The 25,286-nt window shown below is 43.5% G+C and carries 20 protein-coding genes and 2 other RNA genes; 17 read left to right on the top strand and 5 right to left on the bottom strand.

Features of this window, described 5'->3' with window-relative positions:
- The first annotated feature begins 53 nt into the window (after positions 1-53).
- The 8 genes from eno to MKY12_RS32925 all read left to right on the top strand — a co-directional run bounded on the left by eno (position 54) and on the right by MKY12_RS32925 (position 9,724).
- Positions 54-1,340, top strand: a complete 1,287-nt coding sequence (eno, locus tag MKY12_RS32890; protein WP_036726271.1) for a phosphopyruvate hydratase — start codon at positions 54-56, stop codon at positions 1,338-1,340.
- A 231-nt stretch (positions 1,341-1,571) separates the two neighbouring features.
- On the top strand, positions 1,572-1,805 hold the full coding sequence (secG, locus tag MKY12_RS32895; protein WP_036690096.1) for a preprotein translocase subunit SecG: 234 nt from the start codon (positions 1,572-1,574) through the stop codon (positions 1,803-1,805).
- 231 nt (positions 1,806-2,036) lie between these two features.
- Positions 2,037-5,006: a ribonuclease R gene (rnr, locus tag MKY12_RS32900; protein WP_339312235.1), complete on the top strand. Its 2,970-nt coding sequence runs from the start codon at positions 2,037-2,039 to the stop codon at positions 5,004-5,006.
- Positions 5,007-5,183: 177 nt separating this feature from the next.
- Positions 5,184-5,663 (top strand): SsrA-binding protein SmpB, encoded by a 480-nt coding sequence (gene smpB / locus MKY12_RS32905; RefSeq protein WP_036690100.1) that lies wholly within the window; start codon positions 5,184-5,186, stop codon positions 5,661-5,663.
- 202 nt (positions 5,664-5,865) lie between these two features.
- Positions 5,866-6,230: a transfer-messenger RNA gene (gene ssrA / locus MKY12_RS32910) on the top strand.
- Positions 6,231-6,483: 253 nt separating this feature from the next.
- Positions 6,484-7,110: a DUF4145 domain-containing protein gene (locus MKY12_RS32915; RefSeq protein WP_339252804.1), complete on the top strand. Its 627-nt coding sequence runs from the start codon at positions 6,484-6,486 to the stop codon at positions 7,108-7,110.
- Positions 7,111-7,378: 268 nt separating this feature from the next.
- Complete coding sequence (locus MKY12_RS32920; protein WP_339252806.1) at positions 7,379-8,329, top strand: hypothetical protein; 951 nt, start codon at positions 7,379-7,381, stop codon at positions 8,327-8,329.
- Between the two features lie 390 nt (positions 8,330-8,719).
- Positions 8,720-9,724 (top strand): AAA family ATPase, encoded by a 1,005-nt coding sequence (locus MKY12_RS32925; protein ID WP_339252808.1) that lies wholly within the window; start codon positions 8,720-8,722, stop codon positions 9,722-9,724.
- A gap of 34 nt (positions 9,725-9,758) precedes the next feature.
- Here MKY12_RS32925 and MKY12_RS32930 read toward each other — a convergent pair whose 3' ends face one another.
- Positions 9,759-12,119, bottom strand: coding sequence for a S8 family peptidase (locus MKY12_RS32930; protein WP_339252810.1), 2,361 nt, complete (start codon positions 12,117-12,119; stop codon positions 9,759-9,761).
- A 499-nt stretch (positions 12,120-12,618) separates the two neighbouring features.
- On the opposite strand from MKY12_RS32930, the gene MKY12_RS32935 reads away from it, so the two are divergent.
- The 4 genes from MKY12_RS32935 to MKY12_RS32950 all read left to right on the top strand — a co-directional run bounded on the left by MKY12_RS32935 (position 12,619) and on the right by MKY12_RS32950 (position 15,757).
- Positions 12,619-14,025 carry a hypothetical protein gene (locus tag MKY12_RS32935; protein WP_339252812.1) on the top strand — a complete coding sequence of 469 codons (1,407 nt, stop codon included), beginning with the start codon at positions 12,619-12,621 and terminating at the stop codon, positions 14,023-14,025.
- Positions 14,016-14,340, top strand: a transfer-messenger RNA (tmRNA) gene (gene ssrA / locus MKY12_RS32940). The genes MKY12_RS32935 and ssrA (MKY12_RS32940) overlap by 10 nt, the downstream gene beginning before the upstream one ends.
- Positions 14,341-14,535: 195 nt before the next feature.
- Positions 14,536-14,781, top strand: a complete 246-nt coding sequence (locus MKY12_RS32945; RefSeq protein ID WP_339312237.1) for a hypothetical protein — start codon at positions 14,536-14,538, stop codon at positions 14,779-14,781.
- A 190-nt stretch (positions 14,782-14,971) separates the two neighbouring features.
- On the top strand, positions 14,972-15,757 hold the full coding sequence (locus tag MKY12_RS32950) for a nucleotidyltransferase domain-containing protein (RefSeq protein ID WP_339312238.1): 786 nt from the start codon (positions 14,972-14,974) through the stop codon (positions 15,755-15,757).
- A gap of 68 nt (positions 15,758-15,825) precedes the next feature.
- Here MKY12_RS32950 and MKY12_RS32955 read toward each other — a convergent pair whose 3' ends face one another.
- The 3 genes from MKY12_RS32955 to MKY12_RS32965 form a co-directional block, all read right to left on the bottom strand.
- A complete protein-coding gene (locus MKY12_RS32955; protein WP_339312240.1) occupies positions 15,826-17,667 on the bottom strand; it encodes an alpha/beta fold hydrolase in 1,842 nt (613 codons plus the stop codon).
- Positions 17,668-17,725: 58 nt separating this feature from the next.
- Entirely contained in the window at positions 17,726-18,292 is a 567-nt protein-coding gene (locus MKY12_RS32960; RefSeq protein ID WP_339315020.1) for a TetR/AcrR family transcriptional regulator, read from the bottom strand.
- A gap of 89 nt (positions 18,293-18,381) precedes the next feature.
- Positions 18,382-19,242 (bottom strand): hypothetical protein, encoded by an 861-nt coding sequence (locus tag MKY12_RS32965; RefSeq protein ID WP_339312242.1) that lies wholly within the window; start codon positions 19,240-19,242, stop codon positions 18,382-18,384.
- 237 nt (positions 19,243-19,479) lie between these two features.
- Between MKY12_RS32965 and MKY12_RS32970 the strand changes: the two genes are divergently transcribed.
- The 5 genes from MKY12_RS32970 (at position 19,480) to MKY12_RS32990 (ending at position 22,835) form a co-directional block, all read left to right on the top strand.
- Entirely contained in the window at positions 19,480-20,733 is a 1,254-nt protein-coding gene (locus MKY12_RS32970) for a mechanosensitive ion channel family protein (protein WP_339315022.1), read from the top strand.
- Between the two features lie 168 nt (positions 20,734-20,901).
- Positions 20,902-21,150 carry a hypothetical protein gene (locus tag MKY12_RS32975; protein WP_339312243.1) on the top strand — a complete coding sequence of 83 codons (249 nt, stop codon included), beginning with the start codon at positions 20,902-20,904 and terminating at the stop codon, positions 21,148-21,150.
- The gene (locus MKY12_RS32980) at positions 21,137-21,346 is read left to right on the top strand and encodes a hypothetical protein (protein ID WP_339312244.1); all 210 of its coding nucleotides are present in this window, start codon (positions 21,137-21,139) and stop codon (positions 21,344-21,346) included. Before MKY12_RS32975 ends, MKY12_RS32980 begins: the two co-directional genes overlap by 14 nt.
- A gap of 12 nt (positions 21,347-21,358) precedes the next feature.
- Positions 21,359-21,781 (top strand): DUF6155 family protein, encoded by a 423-nt coding sequence (locus MKY12_RS32985; protein WP_339312245.1) that lies wholly within the window; start codon positions 21,359-21,361, stop codon positions 21,779-21,781.
- Positions 21,782-21,917: 136 nt separating this feature from the next.
- Positions 21,918-22,835, top strand: a complete 918-nt coding sequence (locus MKY12_RS32990) for a VOC family protein (protein WP_339312247.1) — start codon at positions 21,918-21,920, stop codon at positions 22,833-22,835.
- A 97-nt stretch (positions 22,836-22,932) separates the two neighbouring features.
- On the opposite strand, the gene MKY12_RS32995 is transcribed toward MKY12_RS32990, so the two are convergent.
- Positions 22,933-25,263, bottom strand: a complete 2,331-nt coding sequence (locus MKY12_RS32995) for a helix-turn-helix domain-containing protein (protein ID WP_339312249.1) — start codon at positions 25,261-25,263, stop codon at positions 22,933-22,935.
- Positions 25,264-25,286: the final 23 nt, after the last annotated feature.

Below are 25,286 nucleotides of genomic sequence, written 5' to 3' on the forward strand. Positions count from 1 at the left end.
ACACCCTGTTTGTGTAAACCCAAAACCATTGTATAAAAGGAGATTAAACTTACATGACTATTATTTCTGATGTGTATGCACGCGAAGTCCTTGACTCCCGTGGTAACCCTACTGTAGAGGTTGACGTATATCTGGAGTCCGGCGCAAAAGGCCGCGCTATCGTTCCTTCCGGCGCTTCCACTGGCGCTCATGAAGCTGTAGAGCTTCGTGACGGCGACAAATCCCGTTACATGGGCAAAGGCGTTCTGAAAGCTGTTGAGAACGTAAACGAAATTATCGCTCCAGAAGTAATCGGAATGGACGCTCTTGACCAAGTGGGCATCGACAAGCTGATGATCACTCTGGACGGAACTCCTAACAAAGGCAAGCTGGGCGCTAACGCAATCCTGGCTGTATCCATGGCCGTAGCTCGCGCTGCTGCAACTGCTCTGGACATTCCTTTGTATGTATACCTGGGCGGATTCAATGCCAAGACTCTTCCAGTACCAATGATGAACATCATCAACGGTGGTGAGCATGCCGATAACAACATCGACGTTCAAGAGTTCATGGTTCTTCCAGTAGGCGCTCCAAGCTTCAAGGAAGCACTGCGTACTGGTGCAGAAATCTTCCACAACCTGAAATCCGTACTGCAATCCAAAGGCCTGAACACAGCTGTTGGCGACGAAGGCGGCTTCGCACCGAACCTGGGTTCCAATGAAGAAGCGATCACTACAATCATCGAAGCGATCGAAAAAGCCGGTTACAAACCAGGCGTTGACGTATTCCTTGGTATGGACGTTGCTTCCACTGAGTTCTACAAAGACGGTAAATACACACTTGCAGGCGAAGGTAAATCTTACACTTCCGCTGAGTATGTTGACCTGCTGGCTTCATGGGTTGAGAAGTACCCAATCATCACTATCGAAGATGGTATGTCCGAAGATGACTGGGATGGCTGGAAATTGCTGACTGAAAAATTGGGCGATAAAGTCCAATTGGTTGGTGACGACCTGTTCGTTACGAACACTGAGCGTCTGGCAACAGGTATCGAAAAGGGTATCGGTAACTCCATCCTGGTTAAGGTTAACCAGATTGGTACACTGACTGAAACCTTCGATGCGATTGAAATGGCAAAACGTGCCGGCTACACAGCTGTAATCTCCCACCGTTCCGGTGAGTCCGAAGACAGCACTATCGCTGACATTGCTGTAGCTACCAACGCAGGCCAGATCAAGACTGGTGCTCCTTCCCGTACAGACCGTGTGGCTAAATACAACCAACTGCTTCGCATCGAAGACGAGCTGGGCGAATTGGCTCAATACAACGGCCTGAAATCCTTCTACAACCTCAAAAGATAATTTCTTTTGAATCTATAGATACAATGAGCCTGCCGGTTTCCGGCAGGCTTTTTTGATGTTGATATCCGCGATAGAGGGACAACATGAGATTTTCATAGTGTGATAGGGCAGGAATGCCGTCTGGAAGGTTGTATTCATTCTGTGGCTATGATAAAATAAAAATGCTGTTTATGAAACGGATATTCTAATTTAGCATAGATAGTGATGCTTGGACGTAGGAGGTGGAAGTGAATGGATATCTTTTTGAAAGTGGTGCTTCTGATTTTTGCCGTAGGTCTGATTGCGGTCGTTCTTCTGCAAAAAGGGAAAAGTGCAGGTCTTTCCGGTGCCATCTCCGGCGGTGCTGAGCATCTCTTCGGTAAAACAAAGGCGCGCGGTATGGAGCTTGTGCTGCAGCGTGTAACAGTTGGTCTGGCGGCAGGATTCTTCATCATGTCAATAGTTGTTGCCATTGTTGTTGAATAACTCGTCTACAGTAAGCCTTCGCTCTGTTCTGAATGGAATAGACGGGGGCTTTTTTGTATGCAGATTTAATATTGTGAACATCATAACAGGGATGCCCGGGATTGATTTCGTGTATACTAGGGTATGAAGTATATAAAGGTAAATTTTACTTGAAATGATTAGCTGTATAATAGGACAAGGCATACAGTATGCCAATGCATAGGAATGCAGCAGGAGGCTGAGGTAACGAACATGATAACACAGGAAATCTTACTTGATTTCATGCGGGAGACCGCTTATAAACCACTAACCTATGAAGAACTGGTAAGCCATTTCGCCACTCAGGATAGTGCCGATTTCAAAGCCTTTGAGGCTCTATTGATTGACCTGGAAAAGGACGGCCGGATCATATTGACCCGGGGTAGCCGTTATGGTGTGCCTGAGCGGATGGATTTGCTGCGCGGACGGCTGCAGGTTCATGCCAAGGGCTTTGCTTTTCTGATTCCCGATAACCGGGAGCACCCGGATGTGTATATCCACGCGAACGATCTGAAGGGTGCTATGAACGGCGATATCGTCTTGATCCGTATTACCTCTAAGAGCCCGTCCGGCGGGCGAATGGAAGGCGAAGTGGAACGGATTCTGATCAGAGGTGTGTCGCAGACGGTGGGTGTTTTCCAGAGCCTGGAGACCTATGGCTTCGTGCTGCCTGATGATAAGCGGATTAACCGGGATATTTTCATCCCAAGGGAGTCTTTCAAGGGTGCGGTTGACGGGGAAAAGGTGGTTGTCCGCATTGTGAGCTATCCGGAGGGCCGTGCTGCGGCTGAGGGTGAGATCATTGAGATCCTTGGCCATAAGGATGATCCGGGCGTGGATATTCTGTCGGTAATCCGTAAGCATCAGCTTCCGGAGGCTTTTCCGGCTGAGGTGATGACGGAAGCGGAGCAGGCGCCGGATTCGATCACAGATGAAGAGATTATCGAGCAGGGGCGGCGTGATCTGCGCGGGCTCAATATCGTAACGATTGACGGCGCAGATGCCAAGGATCTGGATGATGCGGTCAACGTTGAGCGTCTGGAGAATGGCCATTATAAGCTGGGCGTTCATATTGCTGATGTAGGCTATTATGTGCGTGAAGGCTCTGAGCTGGACAAGGAAGCCTATGACCGCGGATGCAGTGTGTACCTGGTGGACCGTGTCATTCCTATGCTTCCGCACCGGCTGTCGAACGGTATATGCAGCTTGAATCCGCAGGTTGACCGTCTGACGATGTCGTGTGAAATGGAATTCGACGAGCAGATGAAGGTCGTGAACCACGATGTCTTCACCAGTGTCATCCGTACGAAGGAGAGAATGACCTACTCTGATGTACGGAAGATTGTCGAGGATGAAGATCCTGAGCTGCTGGAGCGTTATGCTCCGCTGATCGGGGATTTCCGCCTGATGAAGGAGCTGGCGATGAAGCTGCGGGGTGCCCGGATGCGGCGCGGCGCGGTGGATTTCGATTTTGAGGAGAGCAAGATTATTGTAGATGAGGCCGGTAAGGCTATCGATATTGTAAAACGTGAACGCTCTGTGGCGGAGCAGATTATTGAAGAATTCATGCTGGTGGCTAATGAGACGGTGGCGGAGCACTTCCACTGGCTGAAGGTTCCGTTCCTGTACCGGATTCATGAGGACCCGGACCCGGAGAAGCTGCAGAACTTTATGGCTTTTGCGGCTAACTTCGGCTACCACGTGAAGGGCCGGGGGAATTCGGTTCACCCGCGTGCCCTGCAGGATCTGCTGGAGCAGATTCAGGGAACGAAGGAGCAGACGGTAATCAGCACGATGATGCTGCGCTCCATGAAGCAGGCGAAGTATGATGCCGAGAGCACCGGGCACTTCGGGCTGGCAGCGGAGTTCTATTCCCACTTCACCTCACCGATCCGCCGTTATCCCGATCTGGTCATCCACCGTGTGATGCGTGAGGTGCTTGAGAATGGCGGAGCGCTGAGCGAGAAGCGCCACGAATATCTGGCCTCCCGGATGCCGGATATTGCCCAGCAGTCCTCGGAACGTGAGCGAGTGGCTGTTGAAGCCGAGCGCGATACCGAGCAACTGAAGAAAGCAGAGTTCATGCAGGACAAGGTTGGCGAGGAATTCGACGCCATGATTAGCAGCGTGACCAGCTTCGGGATGTTCATTGAGCTTGACAATACGGTCGAAGGTCTCATTCGCCTCAGTGCGCTGACAGACGACTACTACCACTTCGATGAAGCTCATATGGCGCTGATCGGCGAGCGTACCTCCAAGGTCTTCCGCATCGGCGATGAAGTGAAAATCCGGGTTGCCAAGGTTAACATGGATGACCACACCATCGACTTCGAGCTGGTTGATATGAAGCCGCGGGCGGCCGGAGACCACCGGAGCTATGGCGGCAAAGGCGGCCGTCCGGGCGCAGGTGGCTTCAGCAAGCCCGCCGGTAAGGCTGGAGGCGGCAAGGGCCGTGGCGGTAAAGGAAAGCCCGGCAGCGCTGCTGCCGGAGGTAAGAGTGGTGTTGCCAAGGGCAAGAACGGCGCCATCTTCGGTGCTGGCGGTAAGGGGAAGAGCGGCGGCGCCGGTGCCGCTGGTAAGAGCAAGAACGCTTCTCCCGCTGGCGGCGGTGAAGCGGCTGGTGGCTTCGGTGCCGCTGGAGCCGGCACCGGGAACGGGCCGCGCGCAGACGGAGCGGCGGCGTGGGACATTGCCGGCGCAGCCGGCAGCGGCCGCAAGAGCGGCCGCGGGCCGGAAGCGGCCGCGCGGCGTGGTCTTGCCGCCGCAGGCGCAGCGGGCGGCGGCAAGGCGGACCGCCGGGGCGAAGCCGGCGGGTCTGGCGCTCCGCGCGAGGGCGGCAGAGGCCGCGGCGCGGAGGCCGGTGGCGGTGCCGGGGGACGCGGCATCGCCTTCGGCTTTGGCTCGGGCAAGGGCGGCTACGGCGCGCCGAGCGGTGGCGGGTCTGAGCAGGCGGGCGGTGAGCTGCGCGGCGTAGACGCGAGCACACGGTTCCGCAGCCGCGAGGACCTCGGGGCCGACGGGCGCGGCGCAGCGCCGGAGGGCAAGGGCCGCCGCAAGAAGAAGGGCGGCGTGTTCATTAGCCCCTCCGTGACGCCAGGCAGCGGGGAGTCTGCAGGCCAGGCCGGTGCTGACACTGGCGAGAAGAGCGGGCGCCGTAAGCGCAAGAAGAAACCTAAGGCGTAGGCTGAACGATATGAGCGCTGTTCCTTTAGGGGGGCAGTGCTTTTTTAATAAGAATCAAGCTTCACACGACCGCGGCATAGAGCGATCCTTCCTTGCGTTGGCAGCTCGGCTTTTGATACAATATAGACCTGGTGTCCGTGAAGGATTGCCGGGAATTCGATTCAAGGAGTGACGCTCATGGGTAAAAAAGCAGACGGGAAAGTGCTCGCCCAGAACAAAAAAGCTTCCCATGACTATTTTATTGAGGACACCTACGAAGCTGGTTTGGTTCTTACAGGAACAGAGATCAAATCGCTGCGTAATGGCCGCGCCAACATAGGGGATGCGTTCGCTACGATCCGCAATGGCGAGATTCATATCCACAACATGCATATCAGTCCTTTTGAACAGGGAAACCGCGCCAATCCTACCGATCCTACGCGCACACGTAAGCTGCTTATGCATAAGGAGCAGATACACAAGCTGCTGGGCTCGTCCAAACGGGATGGCTTCACCATTGTGCCGCTTAAGATTTATGTGCGTAATGGCTACGCCAAGCTGCTGATTGGTCTGGGTAAAGGTAAGAAGGAATACGACAAACGGGATTCCGCCGCGAAGCGTGACGCACAGCGTGATATCCAGCGTGTGCTGCGCGACAAACAGAAGGTAGCCAGATAGACTGACTACTGCACCCTCGTCAGGTGGTTCCAGATTCAACCTTCAATTCCTTTAACCCACGTGTTAAAGTGTTGATAAATGTGCTATACTGGGTAAGTAGATTTTTTGCTTCTGAACAGCCATCGTAAATCAGATCGCTGTGTACCGGATCAGCATTTGTGCTTGTGATTGATCCGTTAATCCGAAGCGCCCTTTCTAATGAGGGGCCGTTCTTGGATTCGACGGGGATAGTTCGAGCATGAGTAGCGAGTAGTGGGGACGCGTCCGCTTCATCAACGCTAAAGCCTATTAAACGGCAAACAACAAAACAACTACGCTTTCGCAGCCTAAGAAACTGTGTGCGTGCTTCTACTCTGCATCGTCCATGTGACAGGGCTAGGGGCTAACAAATAGTGGAATACGCTGTCTCATCTCCGCCTGGGGTGAGCTGAAGAAGATAATCAGGCTGACCCGAAGGGGACCCGGTTACGGGGGGCTTCTAGGGTGACATCAAAACTGTAACTACACTCGTAGAAGCTTATGTGCCGTTATCTTCGGACAGGGGTTCGACTCCCCTCGGCTCCATATGGAGTATGAGAGAGTACCTTAATTGGTACTCTTTTTTCATGTTTTCAGGAGATAATTAGGGGTGCATTGTGGTTGAAATGCTTGATAATACTGGGTTTGTGAGAAGTGCTGGCCATGAATAGCATGAGTCTCCTTATAATTAATCCACTAGAGCATTAAAATGAAAATTTTCTCAAGCCAAGTCCATTTATGCGCTTTCCTTGTTAATAAAGCAGGAAATTTTACAAATATTGTAGAACTACAGATGTAGGCTGTGACAGCAGGAAACGGGGGAAAGGATATGATAGTTGAATGTCCATATTGTAATTCCAAAGTAGATGGCATTATAAAAGGTGAGCATGAAACGTATAAGGACTATGAAGAGAATCCGTCGAAGCGAGTACTTTTAGAATGTCCAGTTTGCAAGTGCTCATTGCTAGCTCGAACAGAACTTTGGCAAATAGGAAATGAAGAATATGAATGGAGTCATGCTGTTAGGTTATGGCCTGATCCTAAAAGAGAATGGTCTTGGGATTTGCCTGAAGCTGTAAGCTTTTCATTGGATGAGGCTGAAAAATGTTTTAAAGGCAGTGCATATTTAGCTTGTGCTGTTATGTGCGGAAGAGCGGTAGAAGCCATCTGTAAGGATTTTAATGCTAGCAGTTCAAATATCTTCGGAGGTCTTAAGGAACTATTAGAGCTTGAGATAATTGATAAGAGGATTTATGAATGGGGAAATGCTCTGCGAATTCATCGGAATATTGGAGCTCATGCTTCTGATGTGAAAATAAGTAAAATAGATGCTTCTGACCTCTTAGATTTTGCAATAGCAATATGTGATTATGTGTATGTACTAAGAAATAAGTTTGAGGACTTTATGAAGAGGAGAGCCATTGAGTGACTAAACATTAACTATGTAGGGTAGGGAATAGTAAGTGGTTTTTTTTAATTAATAATTATAGTTCATTCAAGGGGGTCTGATGTTACAAGGTCATTAGTAAAGGCGGCTACTTCGATAGCAACTTGGATAAAGAAGTAATATTTGTGAAATTGAAAAGCTCGAAGAACTCAAACTTGACAGATCGCCTATTACTGAGGATTGGATACGATGTTTTTTATGATAACAAGACAAAGCATTTAAAAGTGTATGGATGGGGGGCGGTATAATATTGGGTATTCATGAAGGTTCTCAGGTTAAGGGATTTATATTCGAATATGAGTTGCTTAGAATGATGAGGTGTCATGGAAGTTTTAGCAATGTCCAGAATGAGGTTAATACTGAAAATGCAGATATAAAAGCAGATTTTAACGGGGAAACTTTGTTGATTGAATGCAAAGCAGCCTCAACTTTTTCTGAACGTAGACTTGATGAAGTGATTAAAAAATTACTGCATTATCAAAATCCTACTTTTAAGAAGAGAGTTCTGGCATTTCCAGGTGAGTTGACTGCAATGCAGATGGACAGGATTAGCGATCTTAAGTGGCTTGAAGTTTGGGATTTGAATAAAATTGCTGCGTTATTTACGCAACAATTAAGAATGATCGAGTCCTGTGAGCTTAAAGAGTTACTAATGTCTGTACACCTTAAAGATACCATTGAAGATGTGCTAATGCGGATTTTGAGGTCATGCGTTCCTGGAAAATCAAATTGGAGTTCGTATCAGAAGGTTTGTACATCTATATTTGAGCACCTATTTTGTCCAGACCTCGGCAAGCCAATTGTAGAGCATTCAGATACTGCTAAGGCAAATAGAAGAGACATAATCATGGCAAATTATTGCGAATCAGGATTTTGGAAGTTTATGGCCAATAGATACGGGGCAGATTTTATTGTAATTGACCCCAAGAACTACTCTGAAAAAATAACCAAAAACTGTGTACTACAAATGATTAACTACTTAAAAGCCTATGGTCCAGGAATGTTTGGAATTATTTCAACCAGAAAAGGGGCAAAAGAAGCTGCAATACACACTCAACGAGAAGTGTGGATGGCACAATCCAAATTAATTATATTTATTGATGATTCTGATTACGAGCAAATGTTGTTGCTGAAGAAGAATGGAAATAGTCCTGAAGAAGTTATTAAGCAACGGATTGAAGATTTTAGATTAGGTTTATAGTCCTCAACTACGTGTCGTAGTGTTGGGACGATCATCAAGTATAGATTTTTGAGAGAGCTTGAAAATATACATAATTCCGATGCCCTAGAAACATAAAGGGAACCGACAACAAGTTTTCATATAGAATAGAATTGGAATGTTTAAGGAGTCTTTTGTGAATACTTTTTAGGAAGAATATAATATGATTCAGGAAACACTCTAATAATACTTTTTTTTTAATAATGATTGGCAGGGTTTATATTATGAAATTTAATTAATTGTTATGCTTTAAATTCTATGCCTTTGATGTTGTGCTCTAAACAACTATGGGTATAGAAATTATAAAAAGAGTTAAAATGATAAAGATATGCTATATTAAAACAAAGTTTATATGAAGCGGTGTGATAATAGATGGCCAAAGGGGCGCATCTCAAGAAGTTATTTCAAAGTGTTAAAGATGGAAATATGGACACATTTAAGCAAATCGCAGAAGCAATTATTGAAGATGAAAAGATTAAAAGTCATGCGCAATTGGCTGGGGAATTACAAAAAATATTAGATTCGCCTGGTTTTGAAGCAAAACCATTAAAACAAACAACAGTTAATCACTTTCATTTATTGCCTAAGGATAAAGATTCTAATAATTTGTTGCTTGAAATGAATCAATCTCAGACAAACTTTGATAATCTCGTTCTTAACGATTCAATTCTCCAATCACTCTATGAGTTAGTAAAAGAGTTTGAAGAAAGTGATGTCCTGTCGGCCTATGGTTTATCGAGTAAAAACAAATTTCTATTTTGTGGCCCCCCTGGATGTGGTAAAACGGTGACTGCAAAAGCTATCTCAGGTGAATTGAATATACCAATTTTATATACTAGATTCGATAGTGTGATTTCTTCGTATCTTGGAGAAACAGCCAGTAATCTAAGAAAAATCTTTGACTTTGCATCAAGTGGTAATTGGATTTTATTTTTTGATGAATTTGATGCTATTGCCAAAAAACGTGATTCAATAGATGAACATGGTGAGTTAAAGAGAGTAGTAAATACCTTTTTACAGTTGCTAGATAGTTTTCAAGGAGACAGTATAATAATAGCTGCTACTAATCACCAATCGTTATTAGACCCAGCCATATGGAGACGTTTTGATGATGTATTGTTGTTTCCTTTGCCTAATGAGTCTCAAATTAAGGATTTGTTAAATCGGAATTTAAATCGTTATCCGCATGCAAGAATAGATACTGATCAACTTTCAAAGATGTTAATTGGTTTTTCGCATGCTGATATTGAACGTATCTGTGTCACCTCTATAAAGAAGGCAATTATTATGCGATATAATCAATTATCAGAATCACTTATATTAGAGGAGATTGAAAAATACAAAAGTAGGTATGAAATATACAACGCATTAATGTAAAGAGATGCGGAATTTTTCCGCATCTCCTTTCATTTTAAACACGTGTTCTTGTTTGTGAACGTTGTCTGTTTTGAATTCTTGTTTGTATTGAATTATAAATATTAACTTCTTGATTGCTGTGTTCTATAGATACAACAACTGCAAAAGGTTGAAACCCCTCCTCCTGGAGCCATTTCTTTGTACACTTTACTACCAAATAATAAGTGTCTCCATAAACACGTTGTGCCTTTGCATTATTAATTAGCTTATGTGTACTTTTCAAAAGTGTGCCCCTAGCAGTAGAAGCTATGGCAGGATCCATCTTACATTTACATCCCTTTTTGTCCTCGGGTAGAGTGCTTTTTTCAAATTCATCATCGTCAGGCTTACAGGTGTATTTTGTAACATCATCTAAATCAAGTCCACGATATAAGCCAAATGACATTTTAACCCCCATATAGTCTATTCTTGAATCCCTACATGGAGGATTATATGCTAAAGAAATATTTATTTTACAAGCACCTTTAGAAGAATATACTTCATCTGGAATGGGTATCTCGAAGATATTTATCTTTCCGATCCCTATGTCACCTTCATGATACATAGTTACAAGGTTATCGTATGATCGAGTTAAATATTTTTCTCTAATATCCCCATATCCATTTATACGCTGCTGAAGTTCTTTGATTTGTGCAGGTTTTGAACTAGAGTATTTTTGTTCAATATATTCATTGCTTAAAGTAGAACAATCAGATGAATTGATGAGTAAGGCTCGTAAGAGATTTCCTTTTGCAGTGGGGATTTCTTTTTTTATCTTCCCTAAAAGATGGCTAATATAAGGAGCAGCAAAACTAGTTCCATGACGTACTTCAAACCAGGAACCATTGTTAAAGAGACTGGAAGATAACACTCCAAGAGATGAATCTTGAGAGTTAATCTTCTTAGTCAACGTATTAAAAACATAGGTACCGCCATTAGCTGTAGACTCGGGTTTTATCGATTTATTGTATCCGTGGCCTGTTCTTGAAAATGGGGAGATTATTCCCTTTTCGCCTACGGGAATCGTCCGTAAACCGTTTCCACCAACATTATGAATTTTTGAACCTATAGTAAGTGAGCTTACTGATATACCAGGGGGAATTATTGCTGCATCTTGATCATTCAATAAATAATCAACATAATTGTTCATCACAGTGGCACCATCATTGATAGGATAATAGTTGCCGCTAGATACAACTGTAGCTATATTAAATTTATAGTTTAAATAATCTAAAGAAAAACTCCATGCATCCATCTTACTATTTTGTTGATAGGGAAAACGATCATCTCCTAATGATAAATTGAATATCTTACAATTAAATTCGTCAGATGCAAAGTACTCTATAGCTTCTTGAACTACTGAAACAAGTATTTTTTCATCTGGGAATTTATTGTGTTGGTCAGTTACTCTTCCATTTAATAAGCGTATCTCTGGCTCAAGAGGTTTAGAGGAATTTAATGCTTCGTATACATCTCCGTAAAGAACAATTCCTGCTACCATGGTGCCGTGACCATTCTCATCGAATGGTGTTGTAATTCCACCAAATGCTTCAGACTCGTACACCGTGTCTTGTAGTAGCGGATGAGTAGGTAGTATTCCACTATCGATAACAGCAACAAAAGGAGTATCTAGGCCAGGTTTTTTAATCTTCGGAATTGTTGCAATATCAATATTTTGAAATTTTCCCTGTTCATAAATGGATTGTTGGGGTAAGTCGGCATAATATACGTTTTTATGCTCCAATAATGTTCTAATTAGCGCGCCTTTAATTGAAATTTTAATAAGCATCAAGCAGGACATAATAACATCATCAATTACCCGAGATTCTAAGGATTTCAAATAATCCTTAAAAGAAATCATTTTCTGATGAAGGGATTTTATGTCATCGGAATCCGCATATAATTGGACATCTAGTGTGTATTCTGCCATATTGTCAACTACCATAGCCTTTAACAATGGTCCTGTTTTTTCTTCTGGAGTTTGAAAAACAAATTCCTCAAGGTTAGCAAATTCAGAATAATTCATAACTCTTTTGGTTGCTAGTTTCTCAGCTATAAAATCGGATAAGTGAGAGTTGAAAACTATAGGATTTTCAACTTGTACAATAGCTTCTTTTTTATTTGGTTCAGCAAGGAGGATAAGACCTATTTTACTGTAGTTAACTGGCTTGTCGTTATCTTTAATTACTCTGAAAATGAAGTCTTCACCAAACTTCTTTGTTTTATTATATTCGTTTTGTTGCTGACTAAAATTAGTTCTTAATTTAGCACCATGTAATTTTGGAATAATAATACGGTCAGGGCGTTTATCTTGTCGGCCTTGACTGTTAAAGTCAATATTTTCTTTAACTAAACTAAGATGATTATGATTATTCACAGGGATCACTCTCATTTACCATTATTTTTTATATATACAAAATACGACAAATGGTTACAAAGTCCTTCAGAACATACGTTTCAATGTACTGGTAGTACTATCTATTTTGTGACTGTTGCAAGTTTTAATGATGTATAAGGTAAATGGCGTCGGAAAGTGTAACATTCATATCGTGATCAATTGCTGGTTGCAAAGATATCTGAAGAACTTTTATATGTATTAGCTGACAAAATGTTTTGACAGTCAATTCATGGTATGGGAATATTGGTATATCTAATTCCAGTAAATTGTTACTTTTGTCGGCCGAGCTTCGCATTAGTATTCAGGGTGAAAATCCACCATCTTGAGCTGTAGGCAATCAGAGTGGTACATAATTTTCGTAATATGAAAATGAGCAGTGGATAGCATAGTTGGAAGGAAAGACCTTTCGTATATCTGGACTTGATATTGACTGGGAAACTATCAAACTCAATGCTGAACAGGACTATGGGGGAAGAGTATGAATAAAGTTGAAAAAAAACTCGAAATACCAATCAACAATTCCGTACTAGATGAGTATCTAAAAAATGAGTTTCAGAAGAAAAAGCAATTAGAGGTTATTCATGAATATATTGATGACTTTGATGTTTACAAATTTAGCTTTGTAGACAGGATTAAAGAAGCTGAAGCTCGGATTAATGTTGATGTCTATATTTTAAGCAATGGTAGCATGAAACAGTTGCATAAAATGATTATTTATTCTCATGATGAAATGATAAATTCGTACGATCTAGATCATTACTTTTTAAGCGAATTGTATTATCCTATTACAATCAACGATTATGGTGATAAAAAAGCTAAATATACAGTGAGACTGTACTATTCAATCATCCATGATATAGGTTTTAAAGGTGAGTATGTAATAACATGGGGAGGAAAAGTCAAATTTAAGCCTTTGTTTAATGAAAAACAAAAAAATACAATAGCTGAGAGAATAATATGCATTGATGTTGAGGTAGAGGCTAGCTCACTCAGTCAAGCCCGTTCAAAAGCATACAATATTGCCAGAGATTTCACATCCTTTTTATCCGTATTAATTGATACAGGTTTTTATGTGTTTGATTCTAAATTTGCTCATTACACACGAAAAAGCAATAATGGTCTAATAGGTGAGTTTCAAAGAGAATCATTTTATGATAGTGAGTTGGATATACGTGTAATGGATAATATGAATGGTCTGAGACATAGGTTAGACTATCAAGCAGTTGAAGTGCCCTCCTATTTTAATGTAGGTTTTGTAGATGATAATTTTAATTTTAATTCAACAATGATTCTCAATAATGATAAAGTAATGAATGAAAATCTAGAAAAAACCTTTTTAAACTATAGAATAACTAATCCTACTATTGATATGCGAGAGTATTATTCTGAAGATATTGATGAAACGGCTTGTTATGGTTTAGCTTTAAAAATTCCGAAGAATATTCGTCAATTTTATAAGTCTTTGGACAGATTAAAAGTTGAGGATATCAATAAATATGAAGCTTTTAAGAATTCATGTAGACTATATAATCTTTCTCATACTGCTGGGGGAAAAGAAGCAACACTTATGATTTCATACATGGTATCCTCAGTAGAAGCATTAACTAAATGTGAAAATGAGAAACTGTCTTTCAGTTCGTTCATGATGAAATATTTAAATGAAGACTATGATAAAAAATTGTGTGACTTCTTATATGGAAATGTAAGGTCAGGGCATTTTCATTCAGGCGAGTTTTTCTTTCAAGAATTTGCTCTTAGTTTAGATGTAACTTTTCAAAATGAATACTTCAATTTAAGAGATAAGTTTGTTAAATCCAGGAACATATTGAGAAAAGCAATAATTAATTGGATAAGAGTTCATGTTCTAAAAACATTAGAATTATGAGTAGCGAGTAGTGGGGACGCGTCCGCTTCATCAACGCTAAAGCCTATTAAACGGCAAACAACAAAACAACTACGCTTTCGCAGCTTAATAACCTGTGTGCGTGCTTCTACCCTGCATCGCCTATGTGACAGGGATAGGGGCTAACAAGTAGTGGGATACGCTGTCTGGTCTCCTCCTGGGGTCAGCAGAAGAAGATAATCAGGCTGACCCGAAGAGGACCCGGTTACGGGGGGCTTCTAAGGTGACATCAAAACTGTAACTACACTCGTAGAAGCTTATGTGCCGTTATCTTCGGACAGGGGTTCGACTCCCCTCTGCTCCATATGGAGTATCAGTAAAGACACCTTAATCAGTGTCTTTTTTCGTTTCCCTTTAAGATTAAGTTCACTTGAAAATTGCTATAATAATAACGAATGTAGCTGATAGCGAAACGTATGTCTTCTGCGGGAAGACCGGACAGGAATATCCTTAATCAACGATATTGAAGTTCATTTCCTGGAGGTGCTGAAGATGAATGAACCGGGTTTGGAAAAGGCGATGGATACTTTGCAGTATTTGAGTCAGGATTCAGAGGCCAGACGGTTGTATGAAGCTAGACAGAAATATCTGCATGATGAAGCGTCGATGCTGGGTAGTGCGGAAATGGCAGGTATAAAGAAGGTGGCTAAGAACATGCTTGACCTGAATCTAGACATATCGATTATTGTAAAGGCCACTGGGTTAACGGAGCAGGAGATCAATGCTTTGAGGAAGTAAAAAATGTGGGAGCATCCAATGTGAGGGTGCTCCCTTTTTTTGTTACTAACGATGCCTTCCTTTATTAGGGGTGATGATTAATTCATTCAGGGGATTGCAGAAATTTCAAAAGTGGAATATTATTACCTTTTGATTAATGTATCAACTTACTAATTAATGTTTATATTAATTTAATTGGAGTGAATGTATTATGTATCCCCATCATCAAGCTGCTATCGATACCATCACCAACAAGCTTAAAGCCAGACCCGACGTACAAGGGATCATCATCGGAGGTTCCGTGGCGCATGGTTTTGCTGGTGAAACCTCTGATATCGACATTATGATCGTCCTTTCTGAAGAGGATTACAAGAATGCTTGTTCCATCCATAATCTTGGGTATTTCGAAACGGAATCCTGTTCTTATGAAGGCGGTTACGTGGACGGGAAGGTTGTATCCGCTTCCTACATCAAGCAAGTGGCCGAATCCGGCAGCGATCCTGCTAAGTTCGCATTCCAGGATGCGTTCGTCACCTATACCAATATTGAGGGGTTGGAACAGTTGGTCCAAGACGCTCCCCGATATCCGGTGGAGAAAAAGGCAGAGAACATGCAGAAGTTCTATGCACAATTCGAAACCTGGAAATGGTATTATTACGAAGGACTGAAACGCAACAATCGTTTATTAATCGACTACTGTTTGACCCACTATGCCTTTTTCGCAGGTAGGCTGATTTTGGTACACAACGAAACGCTGTTCCCTTCTTATAAGTGGTTCTTAAAGGTTCTGGAAGGGGTAGAAAAGAAGCCGGAGAATTTGTTGGCGGACATCCATCGGGTACTGGAAGAACGAACGCCGGAAGCCGTCGAGAATCTGTACGAGAGTATTGTGGAATTTAATAACTGGTATCAGGCAGAGCATCATTGGACGGTTCAGTTCATGATGGATAGCCAGCTGAACTGGATGGACGGACCGGTTCCGGTTCTCGATTTATAAACTGTTCCGCTAACGGAGTAAAGCAGAAGACACCTCGTCAGGTGTCTTTTTTCATTACTGTGGATGTATTAATTTCCTAATACATAAGAAGCCGTTTCCTGTGGATGGTTAAGAGGAAAATGATGACCATAGGGAACAACGTCAATCTTTCCAAGCTGTACTGGAGCAGAATAGCGCCGATCTTGATCGCCCCAAATAATATGAAGATTAGACCCCGGTACTTTGGTGAAATCCCCCTGATAGTTTTTCGACAGGAAACTGTTGAGCTGAAGAGTTGTATTTAAAATTCTAGGCGAAGTAAAGCTGCTGCGTACTTTGGCAATATAATGTTTCGGAATGCTCTCTATATTTTCAAACAGACCATTGCCAATTAAATAACGTTCTAATGAATTAGCCGTTGCTAATTTCAATGCCCATTTGTTCAACAATTGAGGAGTATTAAACGATTTAGAATTTTTTTGGGCAACAGGTGGCTGAAGTAAAGTAATAGTATTCTTCGTATCTAAGCACTCTCGCGCTAACGCTTCCAGCAGAATAACCGCTCCGAAGGAATGGCCAATCCAATGTGCGCCCTGAGCAGCTTTTCCTGATAACTCCTTCACTACATTCAAATAAAGATCTATAAGATTCTTCTCATGCTTAAAAGGGGAACGTCCTAAACCTGGAAGATCCGGAATCCATACAGGTTGACCCGTTTGTTCATGAAGCTCTAGACCTAAGGGAAATAAATCCTCCCCATCACTCAACAAACCGTGGAATAAAATAAATGGCCTACCCTTTCCTTGTATCTGATGAATCACAGTGTTTCCGATTAAGGTTCGTTCAAATACATGATTATGCTGGTTATTTGGGTACATCAAGCGATAATCCAAATCTGCTACTACGGCCGGGAAAAAATTCATGACACTCGTCTTAGTAAACCAATCTGCTCCCATGACTTTTTTCGGTAAATCATTTGAAAACTTTCGATTTGTAATAAAGTTCAGTCCATCCGATGGAATTCGTGTGATTTTACTGAGCCCGCTGTTCATAAGTGCTTTCATGAAGCGAAGGGGCACAGAGATTGTAGGTGCGGCCATATTCATACTTTCTGACATCACGCCTAATAATTCAGATATATCCGGGTCCAGCGGTTGATCTGGAACAAGTGTATAGGTTTGAATAGACGACGGCTCCAGCTTAACAACCTGAACCATAAACTTCGCCAGCGCATCGTTTGCAATCAGCGGTAATTTATACCCCTTGCCTCCAGGTATAACTGGCATCAGCCCTCTTCGCATACTCTCCACAAGTAAGCCTAAGCCGGCTACCTGCTCCGTACTCCCTGTTGTACTGCTGCCGACTACAGTTGGCGGATTAATCACAGACAGCGGATAACCTATTGCGGATGCCTGCTGGCGAATATACAGATCAGCTAGGAATTTGGTTCTTTCATAAGGATTTTTTATTTTCAGATAGTCGTGTCCTTCTTTAAACACATCGATTGCAACCTTGCTATTATCATCATCAAAAGGGCTCATATATCCAACGACATGAATAAATTGCTGCAGACCCTTCAATTGATGGATATGTTTAGCGAATTCACTGATATGCTTAGCACCGTTTAAAAATACAGAGGTTGCCTCTTGCGTTGTCGCTTGAATATCCATTTGTCCGCCTGCGTGAATAATAACATCCGTACTCAGTACCCTCTCCTTATCTTCATCGCTTAGACCTAAATCTGGTTTCGTCAAATCGCCTTCAATAAAGTGCATGGCTGCCTCGTTTAAAAACCCTTTTTTCTGAAAAACGCGTGTTGCTTTACTTTTCGACCTCACTAAAAGAAAAATCATAACCTCCTCTTTAAGAAGCTCCTCCACGAGTTGCCTCCCAATAAAACCTGTTCCACCTGTTAAAAATATTGTTCTCATATCAACCGCGCTCCTTTTAGTACTTGTTGGTACTAATTTTGTGTAAAAAAAATGCTTCTTATCGAAGCAAGTTGAAAAAGTGGCTGGCTGTTTTCGTGATCACCGTTGCATCCTTCAATGTCTCTGCAAGAAACAGCGCTCCTTCAAGATTTGTTATAAAAAGTGCTGCTACCTCGTCAATATGAATCGTTTCTCTAAACTCGCCTTTTTCTGCTCCTTGTTGTAGTAATAGAGAGATTTTCATTTGTAATCCTGTGAAAAAGAGACCTATTTTTTCCTTGATGTGCGTAGCTTGTGCCGGAGTTTGAATATAAAGTGTAATAAACGGACAGCTCCCCTTATAGTCTCTTGCCTGAACTCCCTCCGTTAAATGCTTTAAAAACATCTGGACACGATCTTCAACGGATAACTGGTTCTGAGAAAGGATTTGATCCATTGCCCGCTCATACGTTTCAATCCAATAATCAACGACCCCTGCTAACAATTCTTCCTTATCCGCGAAGTGATAATACACATTAGATTTGGACACTTTGCTTACACGTACTAATTCATCCATGCTGGTATAAGCAAATCCCTTTTCTAAAAATAAGGCTGCCGCGACTTCAAGCACACGTTTTTGGTTCATTATTTTTGCCTTTGTCATGAATAGAACTATACAGTACTAAATTGAGCGTTGCAAGTAGGAGGATAAATATATCTTTACCGGCAGGCCGATCATAGCTTGCTGTACTTGCTGTATATGTATGCATTCTCTTCATCATAATCTATACGGTCCACATAAATTTTTTCTTTATTTGACCGTAGCTTTCCGAAACATTTCTCTTCTATTGATCTTCTTTTTTCAAAATAGATCATAAGATCTTCCCGACCAGATACCTTATGTATCCTTCCATATTCCGAATTTTCTAAATACTCCACCATCCAGTCAATCCAGTCGGGATATAATTCATAATTGTCGGACACTCGCTCTAATGCCACTTTGTTGATTTGCTTAAATAGATCATCTGGATATAGGTAAAAAATTAATGGATTAAGGGGCTTCAATATCTGCTCAACCTCTAATATATAATCCGTCATTTGTTGTTCGTCGCAATCCATTGTTCGCATAAGTTCATTTAAGATTTGCTGAAAAATAACGTTCTCAAACACATATACCAGATCAGAACTAAGAGCCTGTTCAACAAATGCGGTTATTCTGCCTTTTAATGCCTGCATAAAACGTTCAGTCTTTAAATTTCCATTATCGGCTATATACGGTCTCAATAAATCATAAATTATTGGATACTCTTTGAAATCAGGAACGAAAACACAATACCATCCATTATAGATTTTTAGTTTATCTCTAAGTAATTCTTCATAAACAGAATGACTCTGTATAACAGCTTCGAATTCTTTCTCTGTCATTACTGCGGTCATTCTTACGTCACACGGATTCTCAATAGTGGAGTTCATATGATATTCGAAAAAAACCCCTGCTTTTATATTATTCGTATTCAAGTTGTTGTATAAATTCCATGCACATGCTGATTTTCCACTACCATGAATTCCTTCAAAGTTGATAAACCTTGTATTCAAGTTAACACCCCATTCCAATTGTGTGTTTTTTACTGCTTATAATTCTATATTTTGGAATATTATTATGCAAGGGCAAGAAAGACTGATAGTTATTTATTCCCTGGGTGCATTTTTGGAGTTTGGCTCCAACCGTATTCTAAGTGCGATCACCTTCTTAGGGTGGTCTTTATATTTTTGCATAACACCTATTTATCCTCTATAATTGTAGGCTACTATGCACCCAGTCAGGAGGAAATGATGAATTTTATACAAGAGCACCTAGCAGGATATGGAATGAGCGAGCAGATGGTTGTGTATCTCTCGAACATCATTATGGTTTTATGTATTGCTTTACTCTCTATAGTGGCTAATCTTGTTGCCAAAAAAATCGTACTGAAGATCATCATCCATATCATTCATAACAACCGGTATACGTGGGATAATATCTTTTTGGAGAAAAAAGTATTTCACAAGCTGTCGCATCTCGCTCCGGCCTTTATCATTTATTACGCGGCGCCTATTTTTCCGCTGTATCAGTCTTTCATTGTAAAGTTCGCCTTAGCTTATATGATTATTGTAACGATCACGGTGTTTAATGCCCTGCTTGATGCCATCGATGCTATTTATCGTACGTATGAAGTGTCCAAGATGAGGCCGATCAGAGGCTACATTCAGGTTGCAAAGATTATACTGTATATTATTGGTGCGATTGTGGTGATTTCTAACCTCATGGGTCAGAATCCGCTGATTCTGCTTAGTGGACTGGGCGCTTTATCCGCTGTTCTGATGCTAGTGTTCAAAGATTCGATATTGGGCCTCGTGGCAGGTATTCAATTATCTTCTAACGACATGGTTCGTGTAGGTGACTGGATTGAAATGCCTAAATATAATGCCGACGGCAATGTAATTGATATTACGCTGAATACGGTAAAGGTGATGAATTTCGATAAAACCATTACCATGCTTCCGAGCTATGCCCTGATCTCAGACTCTTTTAAAAATTGGCGGGGGATGGAAGCCTCCGGGGGCAGAAGAATTAAACGAAGTGTGTGTATTGATACAAGCAGCATATGTTTTTGTACCAAAGAAATGATTGAGGAGTTCCAAAAGGTTCACTATCTTAGCGATTATGTCCTGACAAGATTAGATGAAATTAACGCCTATAATACGGAACATCATATCAATATGGAGAGCAAAGTGAATGGAAGACAGCTAACGAATATCGGGGTATTCCGGGAATATGTCCAAGAATATCTGCGTAATCATCCCAAAATTCATAAGGATATGACGCTCATTGTCAGGCAGTTAGCACCAGGAGACAGCGGACTGCCTTTAGAAATTTATGCGTTCAGCAATGAGACTACCTGGGGTGTGTATGAGTCCGTCCAGTCGGATATCTTTGATCACATTTTTGCGATTATCCCTCTGTTTGGACTTCGCGTTTTCCAGAACCCGACGGGCCAGGATATTGTTAATTTAAAAGAAAGTAGGGAATATTCGGCGGGATATTGAGGTGTGATTATATGGAATCAAAAAAGGCCCTTTGGGGTCTTTTTTTATGTGAAATTATATTGATTGCAGTTGTTTATATGGTGTTACCTATACTCATAATATTAATAATGAAAGCATCGTAAAATCCCAAAGTATGCCATAGAGCTTCTTAAAGATCCCATATATGGTATGCGTATGCAAATCCTAGCGCAGGAAAAGAAAAAGGGTAAGCAGTCAAAAGAGGAGCGAGCTAAGGAAATTGCTCTAGAACTGATGGATCTTCAACTAAAATTTAAAGGTAAAACGTTTAAGGAAGCATTTGCAGACTACAATGGTGATGAAATGGATGATCCAACGGATTACCATCGGTGGTTAGACCTCGAAGAGGAATTAGCTGAAATTATGAAGCTCAGCGGAGGTGGAAATGACGCAAAGTAAGATTGAGCAATTAGCTCTCAAAAAACTCTTACCCGCGAATCTTTTTAGTATTACAGCTCAATTCGGTCATTTGCTTGAGACTTATCCTAATTTTCCTGGGAATTCAGGTATCTATGGTAATTTCACGAGAAATACAAATAAGTTAGATGTGCTTTTTCCTTTAAAAGAACATCCTGTACACGGCATTACTGGTTAATATTACATATCATTGTTAACTCCAAATGAGGAAGAGATTCTGAATAAATACAAGAAAATCATTGAGAAGCAATTTGGCGACAGAGGAGAGGTTCTGCGCTACCCCGTTATTAAGAAGGCGATTAAGGACTTCAGTAAGGTATCCGCCAACAAGGAGCAGATTGCTGAAATTATGGTGTTCACGGTGGAGTGCGGGGTGGACTTCACCCGGGCTTACGGAGACATCGATGAGCGGTTCTATCTGACGGTATCCAGTATTTATAGACAAGCATTGGAATACATTGTGAAGAATGATTTGGAGGAAAAATTCGTCGACCGTAGCAGAAGGTTGGCGGAACGTAGTCAGGGCATTGGCTGGGGCTTTGGAGATGCCATGGTCGAATTCTATTATGACTATTTAGGGCACATGGAGGAAGAAGAAGAGACAGAGGATTAGACTGTGCGAGCTAGGGCGGAGGCCCTGCATTGTTTTCCAATATAAAGAATGAAGAAGCCTCCCTGTAGTGTATAATAAAGCAAATTAAAGCCCCTGTCCCTGGATCGGAACGGACAGAAGCTGAGGAGGAATCGTTGTGGCCAGCATCAGACAGAGAATTGTTCCGCATCTATGGTATGACAAGGAGGCGGCAGAAGCCGCCCGCTTTTACGCTACTGTGTTTCCGGAGTCCAAGGTTACGAGTGTGAACACCATTCATGATACGCCCTCTGGCGATGCGGGTCAGGTCTCTTTTGAGGTCTGGGGGCAGCCGTTCATGGCGATCAGCGGAGGTCCTTATTTCAAGCTGAATCCGGCCGTCTCCTTCTTTGTTAATTTCGATCCCTCCCGCGACCAGGATGCAGCTGAGAGATTAGATGAGGTGTGGGATAAGTTAGCGGAAGGCGGCACCGCCTTGATGCCGCTTGGCAAGTATCCGTTCAGTGAGCGGTACGGCTGGATTCAGGACAAGTATGGGGTGTCCTGGCAGCTGATTCTAACGAATTCGGCAGGGGAGGAGCGGCCTGCGATTATTCCTTCCTTGTTGTTCGTGGGGGATCAATGCGGTAAGGCGGAGGAGGCGATGTCCTTCTACTTATCCGTATTTAAGGATTCGCGTCAAGGACTTCTTACCCGCTACCCGGCAGGCTCTGCGCCCGATCAGGAAGGAACGATTATGTTCGCGGACTTCATGCTGGAGAATCTGTGGTTCACGGTCATGGACAGTGCGCATAATCATCAGTTCAGCTTCAATGAAGCGGTCTCCTTCATGGTATCCTGCGATTCTCAGGAAGAGATTGACTACTACTGGGACAAGCTGTCCGCAGTTCCTGAAGCCGAGCAATGCGGCTGGCTGAAGGATGCCTTCGGTATCTCTTGGCAGATTATTCCTGCGGAGATGAATGAGATGATGAAGAAGGGCACGCCGGAGCAGCTGGCGCGTGTGACGAAGGCTTTTCTGCAGATGAAGAAGTTCGAGCTTACGGAGCTGCGTAAGGCCTATAAGGGAGAATAAGAGCGGCAACCTGCTGGAATACCAACACAAGCGATAAGGACCTAATCCTTATCGCTTCTTTGCGCGCAAATATAAGAATGTATAGGTTTCACTTGCCTCACACTTTCCCCCCGCCATCCCCCGCCCGGTACTTCTTGCGGTACTGGGCCGGGGTCATGCCGTACACCTTTTTGAAGCTGGAATAGAAGGTGTTCAGGGACGAGAAGCCGAAATGCTGCACGATGGGCTCGATCGGCGAGTCGGAGGCAATGAGCTCCTGGCAGATGAACGTCAGCCGCTTCTCAGATATTTTGTCGGTGATGGACTGGGTGGTCTCTGCTTTGTACAGACTGCGGAAATAATTGACCGACAAGCCCAGGTGATCGGCCAGCATGGTGGCCGACAGATTCGGGTCGGTGAGATGACTCTCGATGAACTGGTCCACCTGTCCGATCAGGGCGATATTCTTGGATTGGCTGCGGGCGGCCGCAATGTCTTCGAGTGTTCGGGTAATCAAGGCCTCCATCCACGGCATGACGTTATCCATTGTTTCCTGCCGAATGATCTGTTTCTCGATGGACGTCAGTCCCCACGAGCTGGGCAGCGGCTGGGAGGAATGCTCCTGGATGAGCCGGCGGATGTCCATGAACAAGGTAATCAGAGACATTTTACATTCAAAATAAGGCAGTTCCCGCAGCTTCACAACCGCTGAGCGTAAGACCTCCAGAATGACGGCGGCGTCCCCCTTGAGTATGGCCTGGGCGATCTGCCGCTCCTGGCTCACAGGCAAATGATATAATTCCCCGGGTGCAGCGGACAGCCATTCCTTCACAATGAGCGACCGGTGTCCGAACCGGAACCGCTCCTGCGTCAGATCATACGTCTCCAGATACACCTCATGCATGTCGGTTAAGCCAGGCAACGTCCGGCCCCAGGCAATGGTAGTTCCTACGGACAAATACTGCTGAATTAACTGCCCTGCCACTTGCAGCTCCTTCGCGAATTCCTCTGACAAGGGAGCCGATAAGACTACAGCCACGTGGTCGTCTCCCATATCTACGGTCTGCAGCTTGTGCCTGGACGATTGCAGCGACTCCTGAATGATATTGGACATAGCGAACCGGAGCAGGCGCCGGTCCTTCTCCGGGTACACTCCCGAGAATTCCGCGAAGTGGTCGATCCGGAAGATGGCTACGGACAACTCATCGCTTGGCAGATCAATCCCCCATTCTACGAATTGAGCGCGGATCTCCGTTGCCGAATGGTACGTCTCCCCGAGGAAATCCCTTAAGAACCGCTCTCTGCCCAGAAATTTATTATGCCGCCATTGCTCGGTAAGCTCGTGAATCTGATTATGCTGCGAGGTAAAAACGCTCGATAAGTATTCGAGTTCATTGGCGTTCGCCTCAAGGCCGGGCTTCTCCGCCTGATGCTGCCGCATGACCCGGCTGATCAGCTCCTGAATGGGCGAGTACACCCGTTTGGAGATTAGTATAATCACCGCCAGGGAGGCCGCGAACAAGACGAGGAACAGGATCAGACTGGTGTCGCGCAGGACCGTGATTTTATTCAGAATGGCGGACTTCGGGATCATCTCAATGAAGGTCCAATCCTGGATACCCTTAACGGAGGAGTCGGCATAGACCACTAGCTTCTCCCCCTGATCCTGTGGCTGAAATAGCTTCCAGCCGCTGACTCCCTTCATTCCGTGGCTTCTGAGCTCGGCAATCTGCTGCGGATTCATTGGCGTGCTGCTAAAAATCGTCTCGTCCCGGTCATTCAGCACGGTGATCGACCGGCTGGCGAAGTTTGAATTATTCTGCAGCAGGGTCATGAGATTATGGGTATCCACATTCATGACGAACGCGGAGATAGAGCTGCCTTTTTCATAAAATCTGACAATGGTCATCACTTCTTTGGGGGTGTTCCCGGTAAGAGGGAGAGACAAGGTTCGCGGAATGAGCACGCTGTGGTTCGCTGTTTCCGGGTCACGTAAGCGCTTAATAATATCCTGATCGTAAAAAGCGGCGGTATCATTTAACCCAAGTCTGGAGTCAATGACCGTATTCGTATAATCGTTAATGAGGTAGACCGAATCAATGGAGGGGTTGGCGTTCTTAATGTCCGTCAATTGGCTCCATACCTCATAGGTCTCGAAATCGCTGTAATGGTCCGAAAGGGCATACACCTTAAGCGTGCTGTCGTTACTGGAGGAGAAGCTGAAATCAAGCGCCCATTCCATCAGCCGTGACGTATTCCGGGCCCCGTTCACGAGGAGGGATTCCGAATGATCGCCGATTTCCTCCAGCAGTGTCTTGGAAGATTGCCCATAGAGCAGTACGAAGGAGATGCCTAAGACCAGAACGTTCGCACTGACAAAGTAAAAAATAAGCTTCATGTAGGTAGGGTGCCGCTTCAGCGAGGCGAAGAACGGTTGTCTGAATTTCATGGCTCTGGAACCTCCGTAATCAT

Source organism: Paenibacillus sp. FSL M7-0896 (assembly GCF_037975415.1).
Classification (GTDB): Bacteria; Bacillota; Bacilli; order Paenibacillales; family Paenibacillaceae; genus Paenibacillus_AQ; species Paenibacillus_AQ silagei.